Consider the following 25,199-nt stretch of genomic DNA (forward strand, 5'->3'; position numbering starts at 1 on the left):
AGCGCAACGGGATTTGTTTCTGTCAGGCGGCTCACAACGACCCGCCGGGAAGTTGGTGGCGAGCTTCATTCCGCGGCGGTCGGGCGTGGGCGACAGTTTCCGGCAACCACCCCGAGGCCGGAGGTCGTCCCATGAGCACGCTCAGCCGCCGTTCGTTCCTGCAGGCGTCCGCCGGAGGCGGGCTGGCCGTCGCGTTAGGCGGGGCGCTCGGGCGCCCGGCGTCCGCCGCGGAGAGGACGGACTACAAGGCGATCGTGGTCGGGTCCGGGTTCGGCGGGTCGATCAGCGCGTGCCGGCTCGGGCAGGCCGGCGTGGACACGCTCGTCCTGGAACGCGGCCAGGAATGGACGACGGACCCGCAGAAGGCGGTGTTCGGGTCGCAGCTGAACTACAGCGAGAAGATGTTCTGGTTCCGCGATTACGCGGACTGGCCGATGGTGCTGCCGTTCCCGATGACGCCGTACGCGGGCGTCATGGAGGTGTCGAACGAGAAGAACCTGAACATCGCGTGCGGCGCGGGGCTCGGCGGCGGGTCGCTGGTGTACACGTGCGCGACGGTGGCGCCGCCGCGGAAGTACTTCGAGAAGCTGTTCCCGGCGGACATCACCTATCAGGAGATGACGTCGAAGTGGTACCCGAAGGTGCAGTCGGTGCTGAAGCCGAGCGTGATGCCGGACGACGTCTACGGGTCGGCGCCGTTCACGCATTCGCGGGTGTGGGACCAGCACGTCGCGAAGGCCGGGTACACGTCCGAGCGGCTGATGTCGATGTTCAACTGGGACGTGCTGCGCAAGGAGCTGGCCGGCACGGTGCGTCCGTCCGCCATCGCGGGCGAAGCGGACTTCGGGTGCAGCGACGGCGCCAAGAACAGCCTGACGGTGAACTACATCCCGGCGGCGAAGGCCACCGGGAAGGTGCGGTTCCAGACGATGAGCGAGGTGACGTCGATCGGGATCGGGACGGACGGCAGGTACCGGCTGGCCGTCCGGCATCTCGACACCGCGGGCCGGACCCTCGACACCGTCGAGTACACCTGCGACATGCTCTTCCTGTGCGCCGGGACGCTCAACACCAACCGGCTGCTCGTCGCGGCGCGGGAGACGGGCGCGCTGCCCGACCTGGACGCGTCGGTGGGGACGGGGTTCGGCGACAACGGCGACCAGTACGCCGGGTACAGCTACGCGGGCCCGGCGGGGCCGAGCCAGGGCGCGCCGAGCGCGTCCACGATCTTCGTGGACGGGGAGTTCGAGCTGCCGATGCGGGTGGAGAGCTGGCAGCTCATCGAGGCGCAGGGCCTGCCGATCGTGCAGACGCTGGTGATGACCGCCGACCTGGAGAACCGCGCGAGCTTCGTCTACGACAAGGCCGGCAGGACGGTGGAGCTCTCGGACTGGGCGGGCAAGGCGGACGCGGCGGCGAAGTCGGCGACGGACTGGGTGAACAAGGTGATGCACGCCAACTCCGACGCCATCCCGATCGCGGTGACGTGGCCGGCGACGCTGACCGCGCACCCGCTGGGCGGGTGCGTGCTCGGCACCTCGTCCGACCTGTACGGGCGGGTGAAGGGCTACAAGGGCCTGTACGCGCTGGACGGGTCGATGGTCCCGGGCAGCGTCGGCGGCGCGAATCCGTCGTTCACGATCGCCGCGCTGGCCGAGCGCGGCATCGCCGACATCATCGCCAAGGCCGGCTGACGCCGCCCGGGTCCCCGGTCAGGCGTTCGGCGGCAGCGCCGTGCCCGCGCCGCGGCGGCGGACGGACACCGTCTCGGCGCGGCGGTGCTCCGGCATGCTGGGCGTGTCGGCACCCTCCACCTCGAAGCCGAGGTCCTCGATCATCTCCAGGTCGGCCTTGCCGGCCTGGCCCTCGCTGGTCAGGTAGTCGCCGAGGAAGATCGAGTTGACGACGTGCAGGGCGAGCGGCTGCAGGCTGCGCAGGTGGATCTCGCGTCCGCCGGCGAGCCGGACCTCCACGTCCGGGTGGACGAACCGGACCATCGCGAGGATCCGCAGGCAGCGCTGCGGGGTGAGCGCCCACCGCTCGGCGAGGGGCGTGCCGTCGAACGGGATGAGGAAGTTGACGGGGACCGAGTCCACGCCGAGGTCGCGGAGCGCGAACGCGACGTCGACGAGGTCCTCGTCGGTCTCCCCCATCCCGGCGATGAGGCCGGAGCACGGGGACAGGCCGGCGTCCTTCGACTTCTGGACGGTGTCCTGCCGGTCGCTGAAGTCGTGGGTGGTGCAGATGTCGCCGTACACGCCCTCGGAGGTGTTGAGGTTGTGGTTGTAGGCGTGCGCGCCGGCCTCGGCGAGCCGCTCGCCCTGGCCGTCGCCGAGCAGGCCGAGGCAGGCGCAGATCTCCACGTCGCCGCGCTCCTTGATCGCGGCGATGGTGTCGGCGACGCGCTCGACGTCGCGGTCCGTCGGGCCGCGGCCGCTGGCGACCAGGCAGACCCGCTTGGCGCCCGCCGCCATCCCGGCGGCGGCCGCGTCGGCGGCCTCCTCGGGCTTCAGCCACGTGTACTTGAGGACGTCGGCCTTCGAGCCGAGCCGCTGCGAGCAGTACGAGCAGTCCTCGGGGCACAGCCCGGACTTGAGGTTGACCAGGTAGTTCAGCTTGACCCGGCGGCCGAACCAGTGCCGGCGGACACGGCCGGCGGCGGCCACCACGTCGAGGATGTCGTCGTCGGACGTCGCCAGCACCGCCAGCGCCTCGTCCCGCGTCGGCGGCTCGCGCCGCAGTCCCTTGCCGGCCAGGGTCTCGAGAAGGCTCATGACAGAGGATCCTTGCAGAAGCGCCCCGCGGTGTTGAGGAGCAGGGCCGACAAACCGGACCGATCAGGCTTTGTATCGCAGGACGGAGCAGAGCGCGTCGAGCGCGGCGGCGTAGCCGGACCGGAGCGGGGTGCTGTAGCCGACGACGAGTCCCTGCGGGCGCCCGTCCGGCCGCTGCCAGAACTCGCCGAGCGGCTGGAGCGCGAGGCCGCGCGCCGCCGCCCGCGCCATGACCTCGGCCTCGCCGGGACCGCCGTCTGGGAGCAGGACAAGGGCGTGCAGCCCGGCCGCGACGCCCAGCACGCGCACGTGCGGCGCCCGCCGCCGCAGCGCCCCGACCAGCTCGTCCCGGCGGCGCCGGTAGCGCAGCCGGGCGGCGCGCACGTGCCGGTCGTAGGCGTGGCCGGTGATCAGGTCGGCGAGGACGAGCTGCCCGAGCGACGGGGTGTGCGCGTCGGCGAGGCGCTTGGCCTCCGCGACCGGCTCGACCAGGCCGGCGGGCAGCACCAGCCAGGCCAGCCGCAGCGCCGGCGCGAGGGTCTTGGACGCGGTGCCCGCGTAGACGACGTGGCCCGGCGCGGTGCCCTGGAGGGAGCCGACGGGCTGGCGGTCGTAGCGGAACTCGCCGTCGTAGTCGTCCTCGACGACGAGCCCGCCGGTGTCGCGCGCCCACGCGGCCGCGGCGCGGCGGCGGTCCGGGGCGAGCGTGGCGCCGGACGGGTACTGGTGCGCCGGGGTGAGCACCACCGCGCCGGCGTCCACGGGCAGGTCGGTGCGGGCGCCGAGGCCGTCCACCGGCAGCGGGACGACCTGGAGTCCCGCGCGGGCGACGATCATGCGGTGGTACGGATGCCCCGGCTCCTCCATGGCGACGGCGGACGTCCCGGCGTCGCCGAGGCCCCGGGCGAGCAGGCCGAGCCCCTGCGCGTACCCGGACGTGATCACGATCCGGCCCGGGTCGGCGTCGACGCCCCGGACGCGCCGCAGGTAGCCGGCGAGGGCGTCGCGCAGCTCGGGCCGCCCGCGCGGGTCGCTGAGCGCGTGCGCCTCGGGGCCCGCCGTGGTCAGGACGCGGCGCGTCGAGCGCAGCCAGGCCGACGCGGGGAAGGTGCCGAGGTCGGGACGGCCGGGCCGCAGGTCGTGCGCGACCGTCCCGGCGGTCGCCCACGAACCGGCCCAGACGGGTCTTGGCGCGGGCGAGGGCTTCCCGGGCGGGGGTCCCTCGGGCGCGGGCTTCCCGGGCTCCGCGGAAGGGAGCCCGGAACGGATCTCGGCGACCCGGGTCGCGGCGCCCTGGCGGGCTGTCAGGTAGCCCTCGGCGATCAGCTGGTCGTAGGCGGCCGTCACCGTGCCGCGCGAGACGCCGAGCTGGGCGGCGAGGGCGCGCGTCGAGGGGACGACCGCGCCCGGCCCGAGGCGCCCGGACCTGACCGCGTCGCGGAGGGCGCGTTCGAGGGCGTCCCGGCGCCCGCCGGACGGGTCGAGCTCCAGGTGCAGGTCGACCCCCGGACTGGTCCACTCTTCCGCCATGGAACTGGATCTTAAGGTCGGTCCTGTCGCGGCCTAGATTCGCGGCATGATCACTTTCGCGCAGCTCAGCGACACCCATCTCGACGGCGGGGAGCGCGCCCTCGAACGCACCCGCCGCGTCATGCGGCACCTGGACGGGCTGCCGCTCGACGCCGTCCTCGTCACCGGGGACGTCGCCGACCACGGCGCGCCCGCCGAGTACGAGGCGGCCCGCGCGGTCCTCCGGTCGCCGCACCCCGTGCTGACCTGCCCCGGCAACCACGACCGGCGGGAGGCGTTCCGCAAGGCGCTGCTCGGCGAGGAGCCGTCCGGCGGGCCGGTCGACCGGGTGCACGAGATCGGGGGCGCGGTCTTCGCCATGTGCGACTCGTCCGTCCCCGGGGAGGACCACGGGTACCTCTCCGACGAGACGCTCGGCTGGCTGGACGGCGTGCTCGGCGAACGGCCCGGCGCCCCGGCGTTCGTCTGCTTCCACCATCCGCCGGTGACGCTCGGCGTCCCGTACGTCGACGGGATCCGCCTGTTCGGGGCGGAACGGCTCGCCGCCGTGCTCGACCGGCACCCGCAGGTGGCGGCCGTGCTGTGCGGGCACGCGCACACGGCGGCGGCCACCACGTTCGCCGGGCGGCCGCTGCTGGTGGCGCCGGGGGTCGTCTCCACCATCCGGCTCCCCGGGCAGGACGGCCCCGTCGCCGACCACGAGGCGCCGCCCGGCGTCGCGTTCCACACGCTGGACGACGAGCGGCGCCTCACGACGCACTACCGGCCGGTCACCGGTGGGTCGTCCACGTCCGCGTGATCTCCTCGGCGGCGTCCCGGACGAGCGCCCGGTACCGCTCCACGGCCTCCGGGGTGAAGCGGTGCCGGGGGCCGCAGACGCTGATCGAGCCGTGCACCTCGCCGTCCGGGCCGAACAGCGGCGCGGCGACCGACCCGGCGTCGGCCTGCCGCTCCCCCAGCGAGACGCCGACGCCCTCGCGCGCCGTCTCGGCGAGCTGGGCGCGCAGCGCCGCCACGTCGGTGACGGTGCCGGGGGTCAGCGCGGCCAGCGGGCGGGCCAGCAGCGCCTCGCGGCGCTCCTCGGGCAGGAAGGCGAGGATCACCTTGCCCGAGGAGCCCGCGTGCAGCGGGAACCGGCGGCCGACCTCGACGGTCATCTTGACCTCGTGCGGGCTCTCGAACTGGTCGAGGTAGACCCGCTCGTCGGCGACGAGCCCGGACAGCGTCGTCGTCTCGCCGGTCTCGTCGCGCAGCCTGCGCAGCACCGGCGCGGCGGCGTTGCGGACGTTGAACCGGCGCAGCGCGCTGACGCCGAGCGCGACGGCGGCGGGCCCGAGCCGGTACCCGCCGGGGTCCGCCTCCAGCATCTCCCGCGACACCAGCGACCGCAGGATGCGGTGCACGACGGCCTTGGAGATGCCGAGCTCCCGGCTGATCGCGCTGACGCCGAGGTACTGCGGCCCCCCGGCGAACAGCAGCAGCACGTCGGCGACCCGGCCGGCCACCTCCGTGCCGGACGACTGCCGCTCTGCGGTCTGGTTGGTCACCCGATGATCCTAGGGAGCCGTCAGCGGCCGCGCCGCAGGTACTTGCCGACCGGGTCGCCGAGCACCTTCCCGTCGGAGTACACGTGGTTGCCGCGCACGAACGTGTCGGTGACCTTCGCCGTCATCGGGAAGCCCTCGAACGGGGTGTACTCCTGCGTGGACTCCGAGTCGGCGGCGCGGACCGTCCAGGACACGTCCGGGTCGACCAGCGCGATGTCGGCGTCGTAGCCCTCGGCGATGGTCCCCTTGGTGAGCAGGCCGTAGCGGCGGGCCGGGTTCCACGAGGTCAGCTTCGCGACGCGCTGGAGCGGCAGGCCCCGCTTGGCGCCCTCGCCGACCAGGCCGGGCAGCAGGTACTCGGCGCCGCCGAACCCCGACTTGGCCAGGAAGATGTCGTCGCGGTCGGCGCCGAACTTCATCTCGTCGCGGCAGCAGGCGTGGTCGCTGACGACCCAGTCGACCTCTCCGGCGAGGACGTGCCGCCAGAGCGCCTCGACGTCCTCGCGGTCGCGCAGCGGCGGGTTGACCTTGCCGCCCAAGCCGTGCGCGGTGTCGACGTCGGCGAGCAGGTGCCCGATCGTGACCTCGCGGCGGAAGTCGATGTGCGGGAACGCCGACGCCATGGTCAGCGCCGCCGACAGCGCCTTCTCCGACGACAGGTGCAGCAGGTTGATGTTCGGCAGGCCCGTCTCGTGCGCGAGGTAGGAGGCGATGGTGACGGCGAGGCCCTCGGAGTGCGGCGGGCGCGAGGCGCTGTAGGCGCGCAGGCCGGTGAGCCTGCCCTCCCGCTCGACCATCTTCGTGTACGCCGTCATGATCTCGGCGGTCTCGCAGTGCAGCGACAGCGAGATGTGGTCGGCGTAGTCGGACAGCTGCTCGCGGGCCTTCTGGATGCCGCGCATGACGAACTCGAAGTGCGCGATGTCGTACCGCTCGTCCGGCGGCGTCATCAGGAACTCGCTCTGGCTGGTGGAGCGGCCGTGCAGCCCGTGGCTCCCGTAGAACATGAAGATCTTGAACGAGGTGACGCCGTGCTCTTCGACGAGGTACGGGATCTCCTCGATGTGCTCCGCCATCATCGGCGCGAGGTGGAAGGCGTAGTCGACGTAGGCGTTGCCGCTCGCGGCGCTCAGCACCTCGGGGAAGAACTCGCGGTACGGGCCGCCCTTGTTCAGGTAGTACTGCCCGGTGCGCATGTAGGTCAGCGAGGTGGTGACGCCGCCCTGCGCGCTGGCGCGGCTCTCCGAACGGGTGTCGGTGGCGAGCTCGTTGTAGATGCCCCAGTGCTGGTGCGCGTCCACCACGCCGGGGAACGCCAGCTTTCCGCCGCCGTCCACCACCGTCGCGGCGTCGTCATCGGGCAGGTCGGGCGCGAGGCGGACGATGGTGCCGTCGTTGACGGCGATGTCGAGGCGCTCGGGCTCGGCGCCCTCGGGAGCGTCGGGACGGACCACCCGCACGTTCTTCAGCAGCAGCTCGGTCGTGGCCAATTCATCTCTCCTCAGTGTCGTGGGGCGGTCAGCGTTCGGAAGGTCCGGGGGCGGGGCGGCGGCGCGCGACGTCGCCGGCCGCGAGGTAGGCGAGCCCGAAGGCGGGCAGCAGGCCGTTGCCGGGCAGGTAGCCGTCGGCGCCGTGGCCGGAGATCCCGGCCGCCGCGCCGCCCGCCGCGTACAGGCCGGGGATGGGGCGGTCGTCGTGGTCGACGACGGCGGCGTCCTCGTTGACGATCAGCCCGCCCTGGGTGTGGAACAGCGCCGGGACGACCCGGACCGCCGCGTACGGCGCGGCGAGCGGGCGCTCCCAGTTGGCGCGGCCGTGCTCGTCGGCGCGCTCGCCGCGCGCGACGGCGGCGGCGGTCTCCAGTTCGGCGGCGAGGGCCCCGGCGGGCAGCCCGGTGGCCTTGGCGAGGCCGTCGGCGTCGTCGGCCCAGACCAGCACGCCCGACTCGACGGTGTCGCGGAAGTCCTTGAACGGCTCGCACTGGTGGAAGATCGTCTCGTCCAGGACGATCCAGCCGGTGGCGCCGGGCCGGGCGGCGAGTTCGGCGGCGTACTCGGAGTAGCCGCGCGTCTCGTCGCCGAACCGGCGGCCCTCCAGGTCCACCATGATCGCGCCGTGGATGATCGTGGCCCAGCCGACGAGGGTGCCCGCGCCGGCGGCGACGGCGCCGTGGCCCTGGTAGGCGTCGAGGTAGCCGGTGGCGGCGCCGAGGCCGCCGCCGATGCGCAGCGCGTCGCCGAGCGACTGGTCGCTGCCCTGGTAGAGGGCGTCGGCGATCTCCGGGAGGTGGCGGCGCACGAGGTCCCGGTCCGCGCCGAAACCGTTGGTGGCCAGCAGCACGGCCCGGGTCGGGATCTCCTCCTCCGTCCCGTCGGGGTACTGCACGACGGCCGCGCGGACCGCGCCGTCCCCGCCCGTCGCCACGTTCGTGAGCTTCGCGGGGACGAGCAGGTCGATGTTCGGGTGCGCGCGGGCGCGGCGGGCCAGATGGTCGATCACGCTGGAGCCGTGCCGCCCGGGGACGGAGTGGCAGCGCGTGACGGAGTGGCCCGGGTAGTTGAAGTCGGTGACCAGGTCGAGCGGCAGCTCCACCGAGTCGGCGAGCCACTCGACGAGCGGCGCGCTGACCTCCGCGAGCGTGCGGGCGAGCCGGGCGTCGGCGCGGCCCTTGGTCTTGGCCTCGATGTCGGCGACGAACCGGTCCGGGGAGTCGTCCACGCCCTGCTCGGCCTGCCAGCGCGAGCCCGCGCCGGGGAACATCGCCGTGGACATCGAGGTGTTGTTGCCGCGCCGGAAGTGCTCGCTGGACTCCACGACGACCACGGTCAGTCCCAGCTCGGCGGCGCGCAGCGCCCCGGCGAGGCCGCCGCCGGCGCCCGCCACGACGAGATCGATGTCGGTCAAGACGCCCTCCCGGCGACGAGGACCTGCAGTGCGAGGGCGGTCGGGTCGACGACCTCCGCCGCGAACCGGCCCTCCTCCACGTCCACGGCGGAGCAGCCGTTGATCACGGCGGCGGCGCCCTGCGCGGCGAGCGCGTCGACCGCCTCGCCGAGCGCGGCGTTCCACGTCTCGCCCTCGGCGACGGCGTCGAACGGCAGTTCCAGCACGGCGATGCCGGCGACGTAGGCGTCCAGCCCGTAGGCCTTGAGGCGGCGGCCCAGCTCCGCGCCGATCGCCTCGTTCCGCACCACGGCCCCGAATCGGACATTCTTCGCAGCAAGCGCCATGCTACTCAGCCTCAGCAGCCCGTTGACCGGAACGCGCTGGTCAGCGGGCCCGTCCGGGACGGCCGGGTCGAGCACGCAGTCGGGGAGGACCACGTCCCAGGCCGCGTCCGGCTCGGCCACGGCGACGGCCACGGCGGCGGCGACCTCGCGCTCGGAGACCCGGATCGACGCCTCGTCGTCCAGCGATCCCGGGGCGCCGGGCCCGACGTCGCGCAGCTCGATGCTCAGCCCGGCGGGGGCGAGCCGGTCGTAGCGGGCCTGCCGCCGCGTGATCTCCTCCGGCGGCAGGTGGATCGGCGTCACGGACAGTGCGCGCATCAACTCGGCTCCTTCTCGGCGGTGTCGTCGGCCAGCCCGCGCAGCGCGCCGCCGACGCGGGCCATGGCGGGCAGTTCGCGGGCGACCGCGGCGGCGCGGTCGACCAGGGCGGCGCGGCCCGGCAGCCACGCCTTCAGCATCCGGATCACGTCCGGCTCGGTGAGCGGCTCGTGGTCGGCGTCGCCGACCGGGTTCGGCTGCTCGCGGGTGAGGGACGTGCCGTCGTCCAGCTCGATCGTCACGCGGGCGGCGCGCTCGGCGGGCAGCCTCGCGGTCAGGTCGCCGGCCGCGACGAGGCGGACCCGGCGGGCGAGGTCCCGCAGCGCGGGGTCGCCGAGCCGGGCGGCGTCGGAGGCGCGCGGCCCGACCTCGCCGTCCAGCAGCGCGGTCGCGACGACGAAGGGGGTGGAGAACATCGCCGACAGCCGGTTGTCCCATTCGGGCGACCCGAGCCCGGCGCCGAGCGCATGCGTCTCGACGAGGATCCGGCTGATCCTGGACGGGTCGAGGCCCGCCCGCAGCGGGAGCACCGCGTCGGCGGCCGGATGGGTGAACGAGCACGACGCGTGCCGCTTGAAGTAGCCGCGCGTGACGTCCCAGCGCTCGCCGAGCCCGTCCGTCAGCCCGGCGGCGTCGAAACCGCCGAGCAGGTCGCCGAGCGAGCCGCCCGCCGTGCCGGTGTTGCGGGCCAGGCCGGCGGCCGCCATCCGCGCCGCGACCAGCCCGGACAGGTTGGACGCGCCCATCCACGCGTCGCGGACCGGGTTCCCGTCCGTGGCGGACGAGAAGTGCCCCGCGACCGGCAGCCCGGCGCCGGCGTCGATCGCGGCGGCGGTGGCCTCGGGGCCGAGCCGCAGCAGCCGGGCGCAGCCGGCGGCGGCTCCGGCGACGCCCCAACTCCCGTGCGGGTGCGCGCCGGGCCGGAGCGAGGTCGCGCGCCCGAACCGGGACGCGACCTCGTAGGCGGCCAGCAGCGCGGCGGCCGTGTCCGGGCCCGTCGCGTCGAGTTCGGACGCCAGCGCCAGCACCGCGGGGAACCCGTGCGCCGCCGGATGCCCCTTGGCGTACTTGTTGCCCTCGTCCAGCTCCAGCGAGACCAGCGCCATCGCGTTCAGCCAGGCCGCGGCGTCGACGGTGACGGACCGGCCCGCGCCGATCAGCGGGGCGGGGCCGTCCGGAGCGTTCCACGCCGACCGCAGCGCGGCCTGCTCGTCCAGCGCCGCGCCGAGCGCGGTCACCCCGAAGGTGTCCAGCAGGACCAGCGACAGCCGGTCGAGCACGGGGCGCGGCACGTCCGCGGTGTCCAGGGCGGCGGCCCACTCCCCGAGCCGCGCCGCCGCCCGCTTCGCTTCCTCGTTCACAGTCCCAGGTAGGCCTTCCTGACCTCGGCGGATCCGGCCAGCTCGGCGCCCGTCCCGTGCAGCACGGTCGAGCCGCTCTCCAGCACGTAGGCGCGGTCGGCGATGCCGAGCGCCTGCTTGGCGTTCTGCTCGACGAGCAGCACCGCCACCCCGGAGTCGCGGATCGCCTTGACCGCGTCGAGCACCGCCCAGGTGAGCTTGGGCGACAGGCCGGTGGACGGCTCGTCCAGCATGAGCAGCCTCGGGCGGGCCATCAGCGCGCGGCCGATCGCGAGCATCTGCTGCTGCCCGCCGGAGAACGTCTGCGCGACCGTGGAGCGGCGCTCGGCGAGCACCGGGAACAGCGCGAACACCTCGCGCATGTCCTTGTCGATCTCGGCGGCGGGCCGCGTCCAGGCGCCCATCCGCAGGTTCTCCTCGACGGTGAGCGTGCCGAACAGCGCCCGGTCCTCCGGGACGTGCACCAGCCCGTCGCGGACGAGCTGGTCGGGGCGGCGGCCCGCGGTGGACGCGCCGCCGAAGGTGATCGTCCCGGACGTCGCGCGCAGCTGCCCGCAGACGGCCCGCAGCGTCGTCGTCTTGCCCGCGCCGTTCGCGCCGACGAGCGCGACGATCTCGCCCGCGCCGACCTCCAGGTCGATCTCGTGCAGGATCTGCATCCGGCCGTAGCCGGCGCAGAGCTTGTCAATCCTCAGCATCGCCGGGCTCCTCTCCGAGGTACGCCTCGATCACCCGGGGATCGGAGGTGACCTGCTCGGCGGAGCCGGTGGCCAGCACCCGCCCCTGGTCGAGGACCAGCACCCGGTCCGACAGCCGCATCACGGCGGCCATGATGTGCTCGATGAACAGCAGCGTCGTGCCGTCCTCCTCGCGCAGCGCGGCGAGCAGGTCCAGGACGGGCTCGCGCTCGGCGGGGACGAGGCCGGCGAGCACCTCGTCCAGCAGCAGCACCTTCGGCCGCATGGCGAGGGCGCGGGCCAGTTCGAGGCGCTTGAGGCCGGCGGTCGGCAGCTCCGTCGCGGGACGGTGCGCCCACGGGCCGAGCCCGACCCGCTCCACCACCTCCATCGCCTCGCCGCGCAGCCTGCGCAGCGGCCCGCGGCGGTGCTGCGCGGCCAGGCCCACGTTCTCCAGGACGCTCATGCTCCCGAACGGGCGCATCAGCTGGAACGTGCGGACCATGCCGGCGCGGGCGATCCGGTGCGGCGCCGTGCCGGTGACGTCCTTGCGGCCGAACACGACCCGGCCCGCGTCGGGCGCGATCGCGCCGCTGATCACGTTGAACAGGGTGGTCTTCCCGGCGCCGTTCGGGCCGATGATCCCGAGGATCTCCCCCGGCTCCACCTCGAACCCGACCTCCGACAGGGCGCGCAGGCCCCGGAAGTCCTTGCCGACGCCGTCGACGTCCAGCAGCTTCACCGCCGCCACCTCGCTTGGATCGTGCCGACGATGCCCTTCGGCAGCACCCGGACGATGAGGATCAGCAGGACCGCGTAGAGCGCGACGTCCAGGCCGCTGCGGCCCTGCAGGAAGTTCAGGAAGTCCGGCGGCGTGCGCAGCAGCGTCGCCGTCAGGTCCGACAGCGACCCGAGGATGATCGCCCCGACCACCGGGCCCCAGACCGTGCCGATCCCGCCGATCACCACGGTCGCGATCGCCTGGATCGACACCGAGGAGCCGAACGCCAGGTCCGGGTTCACGAACAGGTAGTACTGCGTGTAGAAGGCGCCGGCGACCGCGGTGATCGCCGCCGACAGCGCGACGGTGACCAGCTTGTAGCGCATCACCGGGGTGCCGAGCGCGGCGGCCGCCACCTCGTCGTCGCGGATCGCGGTGACGTAGCGTCCCGTCCGCGAGTGCAGGAACAGGATGCTGACCAGCGCGGCGACCCCGGCGAGCGCGAGCGCGACCCAGAAGTAGGCGGGCGAGTCCGCGGCGAACTGGATCTTCCAGAGCGAGGAGCCCTGGATCAGCGGGACGCTGAACCCGACGGCCTTGTTGGTGAAGTCGGTGGTGGTGGCGACCAGCCGGAGCATCTCGGCGAACGCGAACGTCGCGAGCGCGAAGTAGGCGCCGCGCAGCTTGTAGCGGAACGCGAAGTAGCCGATGACGACGGCGACGACGGCCGCGACCGCCATCCCCGCCAGCATCCCGATCCACGGCGACACGTCGTGCTTCACCAGCAGGTACGCGCTGGTGTAGGCGCCGAGGCCGAAGAACGCCGCGTGCCCGAAGCTGAACATCCCGCCGAACCCGCTCATCACGTTCCAGCCGATGGCCATCAGCAGGAAGATCAGGATGCGGACCGCGACCGCGCCCATCGCGGGCGGCAGCACCAGCGGCAGCGGGATCGCGACGACCAGCAGCACGGCGAGGACGGCCAGCTGCCGGTTCTGCGGGCGCAGCGGCGGCGCCTTGACCGGGCGGACGGCGCCGCCCGTGTCGCGCCCGCCGGCGATGGTGAGGCCGCTCATGCCTGCTCCCTGCGAGGGGACGACCCCCCGCGCCCCCCGGTTCGCTCCGCTCATGACTTCCTCCCGAAGAGGCCCTCGGGCCGCAGGAACAGCACGACCAGGAACACGACGAACACCCCGAGCAGCGAGCTCTGCCCGCCCATGTAGATGGTGGTGAGCTGCTCGACCAGGCCGATCAGCAGGCCGCCGACCAGCGCCCCCGCGACGTTGCCCATGCCGCCGAGCACCACCACCACGAACGCGGTGATGTTGAACTGGTCGCCGAGCGTCGGCGTGACGGTGACCAGCGGCGCCGCCAGCACGGCGGCGGCGCCGGCGCAGGCCGTCCCGATCGCGAACGTGAGGGTGTGGACGCGGCGGACGTTCACGCCGACCAGCTCCGCGCCCTGCCCGTTCGCCGCGACCGCGCGGATCGCGGTGCCGAACCGGGTGCGGCGCAGCAGGTAGAACAGCACCGCGCCGATCAGGATCGCGCCGATGAAGGCGTACAGCCGGCCGCCGGTCACCACCGCGCCGAACAGCGAGAACTGGAAGTCGCCGGGCAGCGGGACGTTCTTCGGCTCGGCGCCGAAGAACATCAGCAGCCCGTTCTCCAGCAGCAGCGACAACCCGAGGGTGATCAGCAGCTGGTTCTCCAGCGTCGCGCCGCCCGAGCCGCTGAGCAGGCCGCGGTGCACGACCGCGCCGACGAGGAACAGCGCGGGCACCGCGATGACGAGGGTGAGGTAGGGGTGCAGGCCCGTGCCCTGCACCACCCCGAAGGCGATGAACATCGCGACGGCCAGCAGGGCGCCGTGCGCGAAGTTGACGATGTCCAGCACGCCGAAGATCAGCGTGAGGCCCATCGCGATCAGCCCGTAGAGACCGCCGGTCAGCAGGCCGGTCACCACCGACTGCCAGACGACCAGGCCGCTGCCGGACCGGATCAGCGCGACCGCGATGGCGATCGCGACCAGGCCGCCGGTGAGGGCGGCGCGCTTGAGGACGGGGCCGCGCAGGGCGGCCGCTCTGAGGTTCGCAGTTGTGTCGCTCATGGCCGCCACGTCACCGAGTAGTTGGGCTGGGATTCGGCCTTGTCCTGGGGATAGACCTGCTTGATCTGCCCGTTCTGCACCTGCATGAGGACGGGCAGCGCGTTCTTGTTGTCGCCGTTGGCGGCGAAGGCGATCGGCCCCGTGCCGACGGTCAGCGGCCGCACCTGCGACGAGGCGATCGCGGCGCGGACCTTCGTCGGGTCGGTGCTCGCGGCCCGCTCCACGCCCTGCGCGATCACCTGGACGGCGTCGTAGGCGAGGACGGCGCCGGTGCGCATCGGCGCGCCGTAGCGCTTCTGGTACTCGGCGCGCAGCTTCACCGTGCCGGGGTTCTGCGCGTCGTAGTGGTAGTTGGTGCTGAAGTAGCGCTCGCCGAGCGGGCCGACGTCGCTGACGAACTTGGGCTGGTCGAACGCGCCGTCCGACACGCCCCACACCGCGTTCAGGTTCGGCTTGACCGCGTTGATCGCCTTGGCGGCGAGGAGCCCGTCGCGGTAGTAGCCGGCGACGGCCAGCACGTCCGCGCCGGACGCCTTGACCTGGGTGATCTGCGCGGTGAGGTCGGACGCGGTCACCGCGTCGTAGCTGATGTTCGGGCCGACCTGGATGCCGAGCCTCTTCGCCGCCTTGGCGAACGCCTCGGCGGCGCCGCTGCCGAAGTCGGTCTGCTCGTGCAGGAACGCCACCTTCTTGACGGGCTTGCCCGCCTTCTCCGAGACCTCCTTGAGGTAGCGGGCCGCCGCGTCCGCGATCGCCGCGCTGCCCGGCTGCACCCGGAACGAGTACCGGTAGCCGTGCGAGAAGATCGCGTCCGACGCGGTGACGTCCATGACGAACGGGACGCGGTTGCGTTCGGCGACCACGGACACGTTGGTGCTGACCGCGCTCTGGTAGGTGCCGACGAGGCCGACCGCTCCCTCGGAGATCAGCCGCTGCGCCTCGCTCTGGCCGACCTCCGCCTTGCCCTGGGTGTCGCCGGTTTCCAGCTCCACCTTGCGGCCGCCGAGGGACGTGATGCCTCCGGCGGCGTTGATGGCCTCGACCGCCATCTGCGCGCCGCGCCGCATCTGCTGGCCGTCGACCGCGTTCGCGCCGCTGACCGGGTGCAGGGCGCCGATCCGCACCGGGCCGCTGTCGCGGCCGGCCGCGGCCCCGGCGGCGCCGGAGGGCGCCGAGCCGCCGCAGCCGGCGGTGGCGGCCAGCAGGGCCGCGCACGCGCCGAGCCCGGCGGCGAGCTTTCGAGCCGACATTCACCTCTCCTGCCTGCCCGGCGCCACCTCACGACGATCGTTCCGCTTAGAGGAACACCAGGCCACTGATGCGTCATGGTGGCATCCATCACGTGACCTGGTCAATATCTTGGTGAAACTTGACGGAACTCGACAGCCGGTGCCAACTTGAAGACATCCGGCGCCCGCGCGGCACCGGAACATGGACTTACCATTGTTCCGCTTAGAGAAACGATCAGAACCGAAGGCGGTACCGCCCATGCCCGACGCCCTGTCCGGAGTCCGCGTGCTCGACGCGGCCACCCTGTTCGCCGGGCCGCTGGCGGCCACGCTGCTCGCCGACTTCGGGGCCGAGGTCGTCAAGATCGAGCACCCGAAGGGCGACCCGGTGCGCAGCCACGGCGCCCGCCGCGACGGCGTCGGGCTGTGGTGGAAGATGCTCGGCCGCAACAAGAAGGCGATCACCCTCTACCTCGGCTCCCCCGAGGGCCAGGAGATCTTCCGCCGGCTCGCCGCCGACGCCGACGTGGTGATCGAGAACTTCCGGCCCGGCACGCTGGAGCGCTGGGGCCTCGGCTACGACGAGCTGAAGCGGATCAACCCGCGGCTGGTGCTGGCCCGGGTCACCGGGTTCGGGCAGACCGGCCCGTACTCGCGGCGGCCCGGCTTCGGCACGCTCGCCGAGGCGATGAGCGGGTTCGCCGCGATCACCGGCGAGCCGGACGGACCGCCGACCCTGCCGCCGTTCGGCCTCGCCGACGGGATCGCCGCGCTGACCACCGCGTTCGCCGTGATGACGGCGCTGCGCGCGCGGGAGGCGACCGGCGAGGGCCAGGTCGTCGACCTGGCGATCATCGAGCCGATCCTCACCCTGCTCGGCCCGCAGATCATCACCTACGACCAGCTCGGCGAGCTGCAGGCCCGCACCGGCAACCGGTCGCACAACAACGCGCCGCGCAACACCTACCGGACCCGCGACGGCGGCTGGGTCGCGATCTCCACCAGCGCCCAGTCCATCGCCGAGCGGGTGATGCGGCTGGTCGGCCGGCCCGAGTTCATCGACGAGCCGTGGTTCGCCACCGGCGCCGAGCGCGCCGAGCACGCCGACGAGCTGGACGAGGCCGTCGGCTCGTGGATCGCGCAGCGCGACCGCGACGAGGTCGTGAAGGCGTTCGAGGAGGCCGAGGCCGCCGTCGCGCCGATCTACACCGCCGCCGACGTGATGACCGACCCCCAGTTCGCCGCGCTCGGCACCATCGCCACCGTCCCCGACGACGAGCTCGGCCCCGTGAAGATGCAGAACGTGCTGTTCCGGCTCTCGCGGACACCCGGGCGCATCGACTCGGCCGGGCCGCCGCTCGGCGCGCACACCGCCGAGATCCTCGGCCGCTACGGGGTAGGCGAAGCAGAGCTCGGCGAACTGCGCGCCAAGGGGGTGGTCAAGTGACCGGGCCGGAGCATCCGCACCGGACCTGGCTGTACGTTCCCGGCGACCGTCCCGACCGCATCGGCAAGGCCCTGGACTCCGCCGCGGACGCGGTCGTCCTCGACCTGGAGGACGCCGTCGCCCCGGACGCCAAGGAGACCGCGCGCCGCACCGTCGCGGGCGTGCTCGCCGACGGGCGGCCCGGACGGCGCCCCGCCTACGTGCGGATCAACGCGCCCGGCACCCCGGACGGCACCGCCGACATCGGGCTGCTGGCCTCCGCGCCCGGCGCGCCCGCCGGGGTCCGGATCCCCAAGTGCGAGGACCCGGACATGCTGCGCCGCGTCGCCGACGCGCTCGGCGTGCCGGTGTTCCCCGTCCTGGAGTCGGCGCTCGGCGTGGAGAACGCCCTGGCCCTCGCCACCGCGCACCCGCTGGTCGCCGGGATCTCGCTCGGCGAGGCCGATCTGTCCGCCGACCTGCGGGTGACCGGCGGCGACGCGCTGGCGTGGCCGCGCTCGCGGGTCGTCGTCGCGGCGCGCGCCGCCGGGCTCCCGTCCCCGCCGCAGAGCGTGTGGACCGCCGTCCGCGACCTGGACGGCCTGCGCGCCGACACCGCCGCGGGGCACCGCGCCGGGTTCTTCGGCCGGTCGGTGATCCACCCCGCGCAGATCCCCGTCGTGCACGAGGCGTGCGCGCCCGACCCCGGCGACGTCGCCTGGGCGCGCGACCTCATGGACCGTCTCACCGGGCGCGACGGCCCCGCCCGTGAACAGCAGGCCGCGTGGATCGACTCCGACGGCCGGTTCGTGGACAAGGCGGTCGTCGAGCGCGCCTCCTGGATCCTCGCCGTCGCCGCGTCCGCCCACCGCCCCGATGCACCAGAAGAGGAAGGCTCCCCGTCATGACCACCCAGGATCCGCTGCTTGCGGCGGTCGCCCGCGGCGTCCGGCTGATCGAGCTCGGCCAGCCGTTCTTCACCGGCATGCCCTGCTCCCCCAACCACCCCGGCTTCCGGATGACGCTGATCCGCCGGCACGGCGACATGCGGCGCCCGGACGGGGGCTCGGCCGCCAACGAGATCATCGTGACCGGCGGGCACGTCGGCACCCACATCGACGCGCTGTCGCACGTCAGCCACGACGGCGAGCTGCACGGCGGGATCGACGCCGCCGAGGCGCAGCGCGGCGGGGCGTTCACCAGCCACGGCGCCGAGAACCTGCCGGGCCTGCTGCGCCGCGGCGTGCTGCTGGACGTCGCCGCCGTGCACGGCGTCCCGACGCTGCCGCCCGGCTACGGGGTCACCGCCGAGGACCTGGACCTGGCCGCGAAGCGCGCCGGGACCGAGCCCGGCGAGGGCGACGTCGCGCTGGTCCGCACCGGCTGGTCCCGCAACTTCGGCGACACCGCCGCCTACCTCGGCAAGGAGACGGGCGTGCCCGGCGCGACGCCGGAGGCGGCCCGCTGGCTGGCCGACCGCGGGATCGTCGCGACCGGCGCCGACACCACCGCCTACGAGCAGATCCCGGCGGGGGCGGGCCACGCGGTGCTGCCCGTGCACCGGATCCTGCTGGTCGAGTCGGGGATCTTCATCATGGAGCACCTGAACCTGGAGGCGCTCGCCGAGGCGGGGCTGCACGAGTTCGCGTTCCTGCTCGCCCCGCTGCGGATCAAGGGCGGCACCGGCTCCCCCGTCCGCCCGCTCGCGGCGGTGTCGGCATGACCGCGGATGCCGGCATGACCGCGCCGACCCCGGTGCAGCGGCTCGCCGCGCTCGCCGCCGACGTGCGGGCCGACGGGCTGGGCGCCGACCTGCGCGCCGACGCCGCGCGCCGCGTCCTGGACGCCCTCGGCAACAGCCTCGGCGCGACCGGCGAGGCACCGGCCCGCGCGGTCGGCGAACTGGTCGCCGAATGGGGCGGCGCGGGACGCGCCACCGCGATCGGCACCGGCGCCCGGCTCCCCGAACCCAGCGCCGCCCTGCTCAACGGCACCCTCGCCCACTCGCTGGACTTCGACGACACGCACCTGCCGTCGGTGCTGCACCCGTCCGCGTCGGTCGTGCCCGCCGCGCTCGCGGTCGCCGAGGCGCGCGGCGCCACCGGCGCGGCGCTGCTGGACGCGGTGGGCGTCGGCGTGGAGATCACCGTCCGGCTCGGCATGGCCGGATACGACCGGGAACTCGGCAACTCGGTGTTCTTCGAGCGGGGCCAGCACGCCACCGCGATCTGCGGCGCCGTCGGCGCGGCGGCGTCCGCCGCGATGCTCTCCGGCCTGGACGCGGGCGGGATCGCCGACGCGATGGGCATCGCCGCCAGCATGGGCTCAGGGATCCTGGAGGCCAACCGGACCGGCGGGACCGTCAAGCGGATCCACTGCGGCTGGGCGGCGCACGCGGCCGTCACCGCCGCCGGGCTCGCCCGCACCGGCATCACCGGCCCGCCGACCGTGTTCGAGGGGCGGTTCGGGTTCCTGCAGGCGTGGTGCGGCGACCAGGTCGACCTGGATGCCCTCACCGACCGGCTCGGCGCGCACTGGGAACTGCCCGGGATCTTCTTCAAGCCGTACCCGTGCAACCACTTCACCCACGCCGGCATCGACGCCGCGCTGCGGCTCCGCGCGCGCGGGCTGGACCCGTCCGGCATCGAGAGCATCGAACTGGGCGCGCCCACGGCCGTGCTCCGCACGATCGGCGAGCCCCGCGAGGACAAGATCCGTCCGAAGTCCGGGTACCACGCCGCGTTCTCCGGCCCGTACACGGTCGCGGCGGCGCTGCTGGGCGGCGGCGGGCTCGGCGTCTTCCACGAGGACTTCACCGACGAGGCCGCCGCGAACCCGGAGCGGCTCGCGCTGGCCGCCAAGGTCCGGTGCGTGCCGGACGCCCGCTGCGACGAGATCTTCCCGCACCAGTTCCCGGCCGTCCTGCGCGTGACGACCCGCGACGGGACCGTCCTGGAGGAGCGCGTGGACGCCAACCGCGGCGGTCCGGGCAACCCGCTGTCGGCCGAGGAGCTGGCGACCAAGTTCCGTCTCAACGCCGCCCGCCGCGTCTCGCCGGACCAGGCCGAACGGATCACCGAGCTGGCCTACGGGCTCGCCGGCCTCGACGATCTCCGCACCCTGACCGCCCTCCTCGCCTGACCCGCCCGTCAGGTGTGCTCCATGATGAAGGTGGCGGTGGTCCCGGGGGCCAGGGCGCGGAAGACGTGGGGGGCGTCGCCGGGGTAGGCGACATAGTCGCCCGGCGCCAGTTCGACCGGATCGTCCGCCGGACCGGCCAGGGCGCGGCCGGTGCCCAGGAGCACGTGCTCGGTCGTGCCGGGCAGGTGGGGGTCGGACAGGTGCGGCTCCTCCGGTTCCGCCGTGACGCGGTAGACGTCGCGGCGGGCGTGGGGCGGGCAGGACGCCAGCAGGGTCGCCGTGTAGTCCGCCTGCTCCGAGCGGGTGGCGGGCCCCTCGCCCGCGCGGACGACCCGCACGCCCGCTCGCGGCGGGTCGACCAGGCGGCTGAAGGGGACCCCGAGCGCGCCGCCGAGCGCCCACAGCGTCTCGACGCTCGGGTTGCCGGTGCCCGCCTCCAGCTGGGACAGCGTCGACTTGGCGATGCCGGCGCGCCGGGCCAGCTCGCTCTGGGTCAGCCCGGCGCGGGCGCGCTCCCGCCGGATCGAGGCGGCGATCAGCGCGATCAGGTCGAGGTTGCCCACTTGTTCGCTCCAGACGTCCAGGTGTTCAGTTTGACGAACGCGACGATGATTGTTCATTCTAGTGGACAGTTGTTCGGCACATCGGACTGGAGCGGCCATGGAGCATCTCGGCATCCTCGCCCACAGCGCGGAGGGCGCCGCGCTGTGCTTCCGCGCCTTCTGCCATGAGGGCTTCCGCGAGCTGGGCCCCGACGACCATCCCGACGTCACCCTCGACCTGATCGCGCTCGCGCGCAGCATGCCGCACTGGGAGGCGGGCGACCACGACGCCGTCCGGGCCGTCCTCGCCGAGAGCGTCCGCCGCCTGGCCGCCGCCGGGGCGACGTTCTTCGCCTGCCCCGACAACACCGCGCACATGGCGCTGGAGCGGCCCGGCGACGACCTCGCGCTTCCCGGCCTGCACATCGCCGAGGCCGTCGCCGACCGCGCCGCCCGCGACGGGCGGGCCCGCGTCGGCGTCCTCGGCACCCGCTACACCATGGACGGCCCGGTCTACCCGCGCGAGCTCGCCGCCCGCGGCATCGAGGCCATGGTGCCGGACGCCGCCGACCGCGCCCGCGTGCACGAGATCATCTTCGGCGAGCTGGTGAACGGCGTCGTCACCGAGGAGTCCCGCCGCGCGTACGTGCGGATCATCGAGCGGCTCGCCGAGCGCGGCTGCGACGCCGTCGCCCTGGTCTGCACGGAGATCCCGCTGCTGGTCACCCCGGAGGTGTCGCCGCTGCCGACCCTGGACTCGACGCGGCTGCTCGCCCGCGCCGCGTTCGAGGTCGCGGCGGGCCGCCGTCCGATGCCGTCCTGGCGCGGCGGGCCCGCCGTCACCGCCTGAGACGGCGACATTTCTACCGGCGGCGAAACGACCCCTCCGTAGATTCGGGGGCATGGCGAACAACGACCTGGTCATCACCCGGCACGCCGAGGTGAGCGCCGTCCTCGCGGACGAGCGCTTCGTCGTTCCCGTCGCGGAGGGCGGAGCGCCACGGGGCTCGCTGGCCTGGCTGCGCGGGGCGGTCTGCCGGTTCAGCGAGGGCGCCGAGCACGACCGGCGGCTGGACGTCGTGGCCCGGTCCCTGGACGAGGCCGACCCGGCCCGGCTGCGGCGGCGCACGCGCGAGCGGATCCTGGCCGGAGAGGCGCCGGACCTCGCGCCGATCTCCGCGCTCGGCGAGGCGCTCGGCGTCACGGACCTGGACGCGCTCACCGGCGCCGTGCCCGCCGCCGCGTCCGGCTACCTGACCGGGACCGGGCGGGACGGCGCGGACGCGGCCGTCGCGGCCCTGGCCCGGACGAGGAGGTCGCCAACCGGATCGCCGTCTACCTCCAGGCGTACGAGGCCACCGCCGGGCTCGTCCGCGCGGTCCTGCCGGCGTCGCGGCGCCCCGAGGCGCGCGGCTTCCCGATCGAGGCCGTCGTCGCCGAGACGCTGCGCTTCGACCCGCCGGTCCCGGCGATGCGCCGCGTCAGCCGCACGGCCCTCGCCGTCGGCGGGCGCGAGATCGCCGAAGGCGCCACCGTGACCCTCGACCTGCGGGCGGCCAACCGGGACCCGGCGGTGTTCGCCGAGCCGGACCGTTTCGATCCGGGGCGCGGGGAACCCCGTCATCTGACCTTCGGGACCGGCCGCAGGCCCTGCCCGGGCGCGGACCACGCCGTGCGGCTGGCGGCGGGCGCGGTCGAGGCGCTCAACGACAGGGAGTCCGTCCGATGAACCATCCGCAGACGTTCCGGGACCTGCACCGCGGCGACCGCCCGCTGCTCCTGCCCAACGCGTGGGACTTCGCGAGCGGCGCGGCGCTGGCGGAGGCGGGGTTCCCCGCCGTCGGGACGACCAGTCTCGGCGTCGCCGCCGCGGCCGGGAAGGCCGACGCGACCGGCGACGCGCGGGACGAGACCCTCGCGCTGGCGCGGAACCTCGCCCGGCTGCCCGTCCCGGTCACGGTCGACATCGAGGGCGGCTTCTCCACGAGGGTCGCCGACGTCGCCGAACTCGCGACGGAACTGGCCTCGTACGGGATCGCCGGCGTCAACCTGGAGGACGGCCGCTCCGACGGGACGCTCGCCCCGCTCGACCACCAGACCACGGTCATCACGGCGGTCAAGCGGGCCGCGCCGCAGGTGTTCCTCAACGCCCGCACCGACACGTTCTGGCTGGCCGGGGACGAACCCGACATGGACGAGACGCTGCGCCGGGTGCGGGCGTTCGCCGAGGCGGGCGCGGACGGGGTGTTCGTCCCCGGGATCGCCGCCGACGAGGACGTCCGGGCCGTCGTCGACGCGGTCGACCTGCCGCTGAACGTGCTGTTCATGCCGGGCAGGACGGACGTCGAGCGGCTCGCCGGCCTGGGCGTCGGCCGGGTCAGCACGGGCTCTCTGCTGTTCCGCAAGGCGCTCCAGGCGGCGGTCGCGTCCGCCCTGGACGTCTCCGGCGCCGCCACCGAGGCCCCCGGCTTCTCCTACGGCGACGTCCAGGCCCTGGTCGAACGCTGAGGCGTCAGTGGCCCGTGATCGCGTCGGCGAGACGGGCCAGCGCGGACGTCCGCGGCGACGAGGTCGCGGACTCGCGGGCGTCCGCGGCCCGGTAGAGGGCGTACATCGCGTGGACGCCGAGCCAGCGCAGCGGCTCCGGCTCCCAGCGGCGGACGCGCCGGTCCACCCACGGCAGCGCGGTCAGCTCCGTGTCCTCGCGCAGGACGAGGTCGCGCAGCGTCCTTCCGGCGAGGTTCGCCGTGGCGACGCCGTGGCCGGTGTAGCCGCCCGCGTGCCCGAGCCCGGACGCGTGGTCCACCACGACGGTCGAGCACCAGTCGCGGGGCACGCCGAGGACGCCCGACCAGGCGTGCGCGACGCGCCCGTGCTCGGCGGCCGCCGGGAACATCGCGGCGAGCATCGACCACAGCTCGGCGACGGTCGCGGGCTCCGTCCGGCCGCCGTCGTCCACCCGGGACGCGTAGCGGTACGGCCGGCCGCGGCCGCCGAACGCGATGCGGTCGTCGGCGGTCCGCTGCGCGTACATGTAGTAGTGCGCGAGGTCGCCGAGCAGCTCGCGGCGGCCCCAGCCGATCGCGTCCCACACGGCCGGCGGCAGCGGCGTGGTCACGATCATGGAGCTGTTCATCGGCAGCCAGTCGCGGTGGTGGCCGCCGACCCCGGCGGTGAACCCCTCGGTCGCGCGCAGCACGTACTCGGCGGTGACGGTGCCGTTCGGGGTGACGGCGGCGGCCGGGACGGCGCCGCGCCGCGGCACGATCCGGACCACCGGGGTCCGCTCGTAGACGTGGACGCCGAGGCCGCGGACCGTCTCCGCCAGGCCCCGGACGAGCTTGGCGGGCTGCACGCGGGCGCAGTGCGGGCTCCACGCGGCGGCCGTCGCGCCCGCGACGCGCAGCCGCTCGTCGCGCTCGGCGGCGGGCAGCGGGACGAGGTCCTCCTCCGTCCAGCCCCAGTCGCGGGACGCGGCGACCATCGCGGCGAGCCGGGCCCGCTGCGCGGGGTTGCGGGCGACGTGCAGCACCCCGCTCTTGACCAGGTCGGCGTCGATGCCCTCCGCCGCGGCGACCCGGATCACCTCGTCGACCGCGTCGAACATGGCGTGCTGCAGCGCCACGGCGGCGAAGCGCCCGTGCCGGGCCGCGTACCGTTCCCGCGATCCGGCGATCTCCCCGAGCACCCAGCCGCCGTTGCGGCCGGACGCCCCGAACCCGGCGAACTCGCGCTCCAGCACGACGATCTCCAGCTCAGGACGGGCGCGCTTGAGGTAGTAGGCCGTCCAGAGGCCGGTGTAGCCGGCGCCGACCACGCAGACGTCGGCGGCGCGCGGGCCGGGCAGCCGGGGGCCCGGTTCGGGGCGGCCGGTCCGCCGGTACCAGTGGGAGACGCCGCCGTTGGCGAAGCCGGGTGCCAGCGGCGCCCGGCCGGACGAGGAGCTCATCCGCTCATACTGCTGTATCCGACAGTCCGGACGGTAGGGGGCGACGGATTCTAAGGGACAGCGTCGATCCCACGACGGGATCCGAGCCATCCGGACCGGTCGGCGGCATAGTAGGAGGGGCCGTCGGGGCCGCTCGCGCCGCCGCGCCACGGCCGCATCCCGAGGCTCGCGGCGACCTCGGCGGACACCGCGCTGTCCGGATCGAACTCGGCGGTGACCCGGCGCAGCCCGACCACCCCGAAGGCGTAGTCCAGCACCGCGCGGGACGCCTCGGCCGCCAGCCCCTGCCCCCACCGGTCCGGTTCGAGGCTGTAGAGGATCTCCACGTCCACCCCCCGGTCGAACGGGCCCTCGTGGCCGCGCAGCCCGGCCACCCCGATCAGCGGCGCGCCCGGCCGCGGCTCGGCGGGCGCCGGCCCCCCGCGGAGGGGCCGCAGCGCCCACAGGCCGTAGCCCTCGGTGGCGAAGTCCCGCTCGCTGGTCTCGATGATCTCGGTGACCTGGACGGGCGAGATCGACGCGCCGTCGAACAGGTGCCGGCGGACGACCGGGCCGGTCCAGTGCGTGAGCAGCGCGTGGTGGTCGGTCATACCGATGGGGTGCAGGGCGAGCCGTCTCGTCAGCAGCGTCTCGGTCATCGCGGG

25 protein-coding genes are annotated in these 25,199 nt (G+C 74.3%); 10 read left to right on the forward strand and 15 right to left on the reverse strand.

What is annotated here, in order from left to right; translation table 11 throughout:
- Positions 1-131 precede the first annotated feature (131 nt).
- A complete protein-coding gene (locus ABT299_RS18485; protein ID WP_500251506.1) occupies positions 132-1,694 on the forward strand; it encodes a GMC oxidoreductase in 1,563 nt (520 codons plus the stop codon).
- Between the two features lie 18 nt (positions 1,695-1,712).
- Here ABT299_RS18485 and bioB read toward each other — a convergent pair whose 3' ends face one another.
- Both bioB and pdxR read right to left on the reverse strand, forming a co-directional pair.
- Complete coding sequence (bioB, locus tag ABT299_RS18490; protein WP_387017842.1) at positions 1,713-2,774, reverse strand: biotin synthase BioB; 1,062 nt, start codon at positions 2,772-2,774, stop codon at positions 1,713-1,715.
- Between the two features lie 63 nt (positions 2,775-2,837).
- A complete protein-coding gene (pdxR, locus tag ABT299_RS18495) occupies positions 2,838-4,304 on the reverse strand; it encodes a MocR-like pyridoxine biosynthesis transcription factor PdxR (RefSeq protein ID WP_500251507.1) in 1,467 nt (488 codons plus the stop codon).
- Positions 4,305-4,350: 46 nt separating this feature from the next.
- Here pdxR and ABT299_RS18500 point away from each other — a divergent pair, with 46 nt between their 5' ends.
- Complete coding sequence (locus ABT299_RS18500) at positions 4,351-5,103, forward strand: phosphodiesterase (protein WP_500251508.1); 753 nt, start codon at positions 4,351-4,353, stop codon at positions 5,101-5,103.
- Here ABT299_RS18500 and ABT299_RS18505 read toward each other — a convergent pair.
- The 10 genes from ABT299_RS18505 to ABT299_RS18550 are packed head-to-tail and all read right to left on the reverse strand — an operon-like array spanning position 5,075 to position 15,518.
- Complete coding sequence (locus ABT299_RS18505; protein WP_206699935.1) at positions 5,075-5,851, reverse strand: IclR family transcriptional regulator domain-containing protein; 777 nt, start codon at positions 5,849-5,851, stop codon at positions 5,075-5,077. The genes ABT299_RS18500 and ABT299_RS18505 overlap by 29 nt on opposite strands.
- Positions 5,852-5,871: 20 nt before the next feature.
- Complete coding sequence (locus ABT299_RS18510; RefSeq protein WP_500251509.1) at positions 5,872-7,341, reverse strand: dihydroorotase; 1,470 nt, start codon at positions 7,339-7,341, stop codon at positions 5,872-5,874.
- A 28-nt stretch (positions 7,342-7,369) separates the two neighbouring features.
- Positions 7,370-8,755, reverse strand: coding sequence for an FAD-dependent oxidoreductase (locus ABT299_RS18515; RefSeq protein WP_190856328.1), 1,386 nt, complete (start codon positions 8,753-8,755; stop codon positions 7,370-7,372).
- Positions 8,752-9,399 (reverse strand): hypothetical protein, encoded by a 648-nt coding sequence (locus ABT299_RS18520; RefSeq protein ID WP_500251510.1) that lies wholly within the window; start codon positions 9,397-9,399, stop codon positions 8,752-8,754. The genes ABT299_RS18515 and ABT299_RS18520 overlap by 4 nt, the downstream gene beginning before the upstream one ends.
- Positions 9,399-10,760, reverse strand: a complete 1,362-nt coding sequence (locus ABT299_RS18525; protein ID WP_500251511.1) for an MmgE/PrpD family protein — start codon at positions 10,758-10,760, stop codon at positions 9,399-9,401. The genes ABT299_RS18520 and ABT299_RS18525 overlap by 1 nt, the downstream gene beginning before the upstream one ends.
- Entirely contained in the window at positions 10,757-11,458 is a 702-nt protein-coding gene (locus ABT299_RS18530) for an ABC transporter ATP-binding protein (RefSeq protein ID WP_500191980.1), read from the reverse strand. Before ABT299_RS18530 ends, ABT299_RS18525 begins: the two co-directional genes overlap by 4 nt.
- Positions 11,445-12,179 carry an ATP-binding cassette domain-containing protein gene (locus ABT299_RS18535; RefSeq protein ID WP_206699934.1) on the reverse strand — a complete coding sequence of 245 codons (735 nt, stop codon included), beginning with the start codon at positions 12,177-12,179 and terminating at the stop codon, positions 11,445-11,447. The genes ABT299_RS18530 and ABT299_RS18535 overlap by 14 nt, the downstream gene beginning before the upstream one ends.
- Complete coding sequence (locus ABT299_RS18540) at positions 12,176-13,234, reverse strand: branched-chain amino acid ABC transporter permease (RefSeq protein WP_500251512.1); 1,059 nt, start codon at positions 13,232-13,234, stop codon at positions 12,176-12,178. Before ABT299_RS18540 ends, ABT299_RS18535 begins: the two co-directional genes overlap by 4 nt.
- A gap of 50 nt (positions 13,235-13,284) precedes the next feature.
- Complete coding sequence (locus ABT299_RS18545; RefSeq protein WP_190856322.1) at positions 13,285-14,268, reverse strand: branched-chain amino acid ABC transporter permease; 984 nt, start codon at positions 14,266-14,268, stop codon at positions 13,285-13,287.
- Positions 14,265-15,518, reverse strand: coding sequence for an ABC transporter substrate-binding protein (locus tag ABT299_RS18550; RefSeq protein WP_500251513.1), 1,254 nt, complete (start codon positions 15,516-15,518; stop codon positions 14,265-14,267). Before ABT299_RS18550 ends, ABT299_RS18545 begins: the two co-directional genes overlap by 4 nt.
- Before the next feature lie 238 nt (positions 15,519-15,756).
- Here ABT299_RS18550 and ABT299_RS18555 point away from each other — a divergent pair, with 238 nt between their 5' ends.
- From ABT299_RS18555 to ABT299_RS18570, 4 genes are read left to right on the forward strand one after another with little or no spacing between them, the layout of a single operon-like run.
- Complete coding sequence (locus ABT299_RS18555) at positions 15,757-16,944, forward strand: CaiB/BaiF CoA transferase family protein (RefSeq protein ID WP_190856320.1); 1,188 nt, start codon at positions 15,757-15,759, stop codon at positions 16,942-16,944.
- Positions 16,941-17,831, forward strand: coding sequence for an HpcH/HpaI aldolase/citrate lyase family protein (locus ABT299_RS18560; RefSeq protein ID WP_500251514.1), 891 nt, complete (start codon positions 16,941-16,943; stop codon positions 17,829-17,831). The genes ABT299_RS18555 and ABT299_RS18560 overlap by 4 nt, the downstream gene beginning before the upstream one ends.
- A complete protein-coding gene (locus ABT299_RS18565) occupies positions 17,828-18,646 on the forward strand; it encodes a cyclase family protein (RefSeq protein WP_387017816.1) in 819 nt (272 codons plus the stop codon). The genes ABT299_RS18560 and ABT299_RS18565 overlap by 4 nt, the downstream gene beginning before the upstream one ends.
- A complete protein-coding gene (locus ABT299_RS18570; RefSeq protein ID WP_500251515.1) occupies positions 18,643-20,064 on the forward strand; it encodes an MmgE/PrpD family protein in 1,422 nt (473 codons plus the stop codon). Before ABT299_RS18565 ends, ABT299_RS18570 begins: the two co-directional genes overlap by 4 nt.
- A gap of 8 nt (positions 20,065-20,072) precedes the next feature.
- Here ABT299_RS18570 and ABT299_RS18575 read toward each other — a convergent pair whose 3' ends face one another.
- Positions 20,073-20,627, reverse strand: coding sequence for a helix-turn-helix domain-containing protein (locus tag ABT299_RS18575; protein ID WP_500251516.1), 555 nt, complete (start codon positions 20,625-20,627; stop codon positions 20,073-20,075).
- A 97-nt stretch (positions 20,628-20,724) separates the two neighbouring features.
- Between ABT299_RS18575 and ABT299_RS18580 the strand changes: the two genes are divergently transcribed.
- The 4 genes from ABT299_RS18580 to ABT299_RS18595 are packed head-to-tail and all read left to right on the forward strand — an operon-like array spanning position 20,725 to position 23,114.
- Entirely contained in the window at positions 20,725-21,456 is a 732-nt protein-coding gene (locus tag ABT299_RS18580; protein ID WP_500251517.1) for an aspartate/glutamate racemase family protein, read from the forward strand.
- Positions 21,457-21,508: 52 nt separating this feature from the next.
- Positions 21,509-22,144 (forward strand): hypothetical protein, encoded by a 636-nt coding sequence (locus tag ABT299_RS18585; protein WP_500251518.1) that lies wholly within the window; start codon positions 21,509-21,511, stop codon positions 22,142-22,144.
- Positions 22,078-22,335, forward strand: coding sequence for a cytochrome P450 (locus ABT299_RS18590; protein WP_500251519.1), 258 nt, complete (start codon positions 22,078-22,080; stop codon positions 22,333-22,335). The genes ABT299_RS18585 and ABT299_RS18590 overlap by 67 nt, the downstream gene beginning before the upstream one ends.
- Positions 22,332-23,114, forward strand: coding sequence for an isocitrate lyase/PEP mutase family protein (locus ABT299_RS18595; protein ID WP_500251520.1), 783 nt, complete (start codon positions 22,332-22,334; stop codon positions 23,112-23,114). Before ABT299_RS18590 ends, ABT299_RS18595 begins: the two co-directional genes overlap by 4 nt.
- Before the next feature lie 4 nt (positions 23,115-23,118).
- On the opposite strand, the gene ABT299_RS18600 is transcribed toward ABT299_RS18595, so the two are convergent.
- Positions 23,119-24,555 (reverse strand): NAD(P)/FAD-dependent oxidoreductase, encoded by a 1,437-nt coding sequence (locus tag ABT299_RS18600; RefSeq protein ID WP_500251521.1) that lies wholly within the window; start codon positions 24,553-24,555, stop codon positions 23,119-23,121.
- A 50-nt stretch (positions 24,556-24,605) separates the two neighbouring features.
- The gene (locus ABT299_RS18605) at positions 24,606-25,193 is read right to left on the reverse strand and encodes a GNAT family N-acetyltransferase (RefSeq protein ID WP_387017798.1); all 588 of its coding nucleotides are present in this window, start codon (positions 25,191-25,193) and stop codon (positions 24,606-24,608) included.
- Between the last annotated feature and the right edge of the window lie 6 nt (positions 25,194-25,199).

Source organism: Spirillospora sp. NPDC000708 (genome assembly GCF_040299565.1).
GTDB lineage: Bacteria > Actinomycetota > Actinomycetes > Streptosporangiales > Streptosporangiaceae > Spirillospora.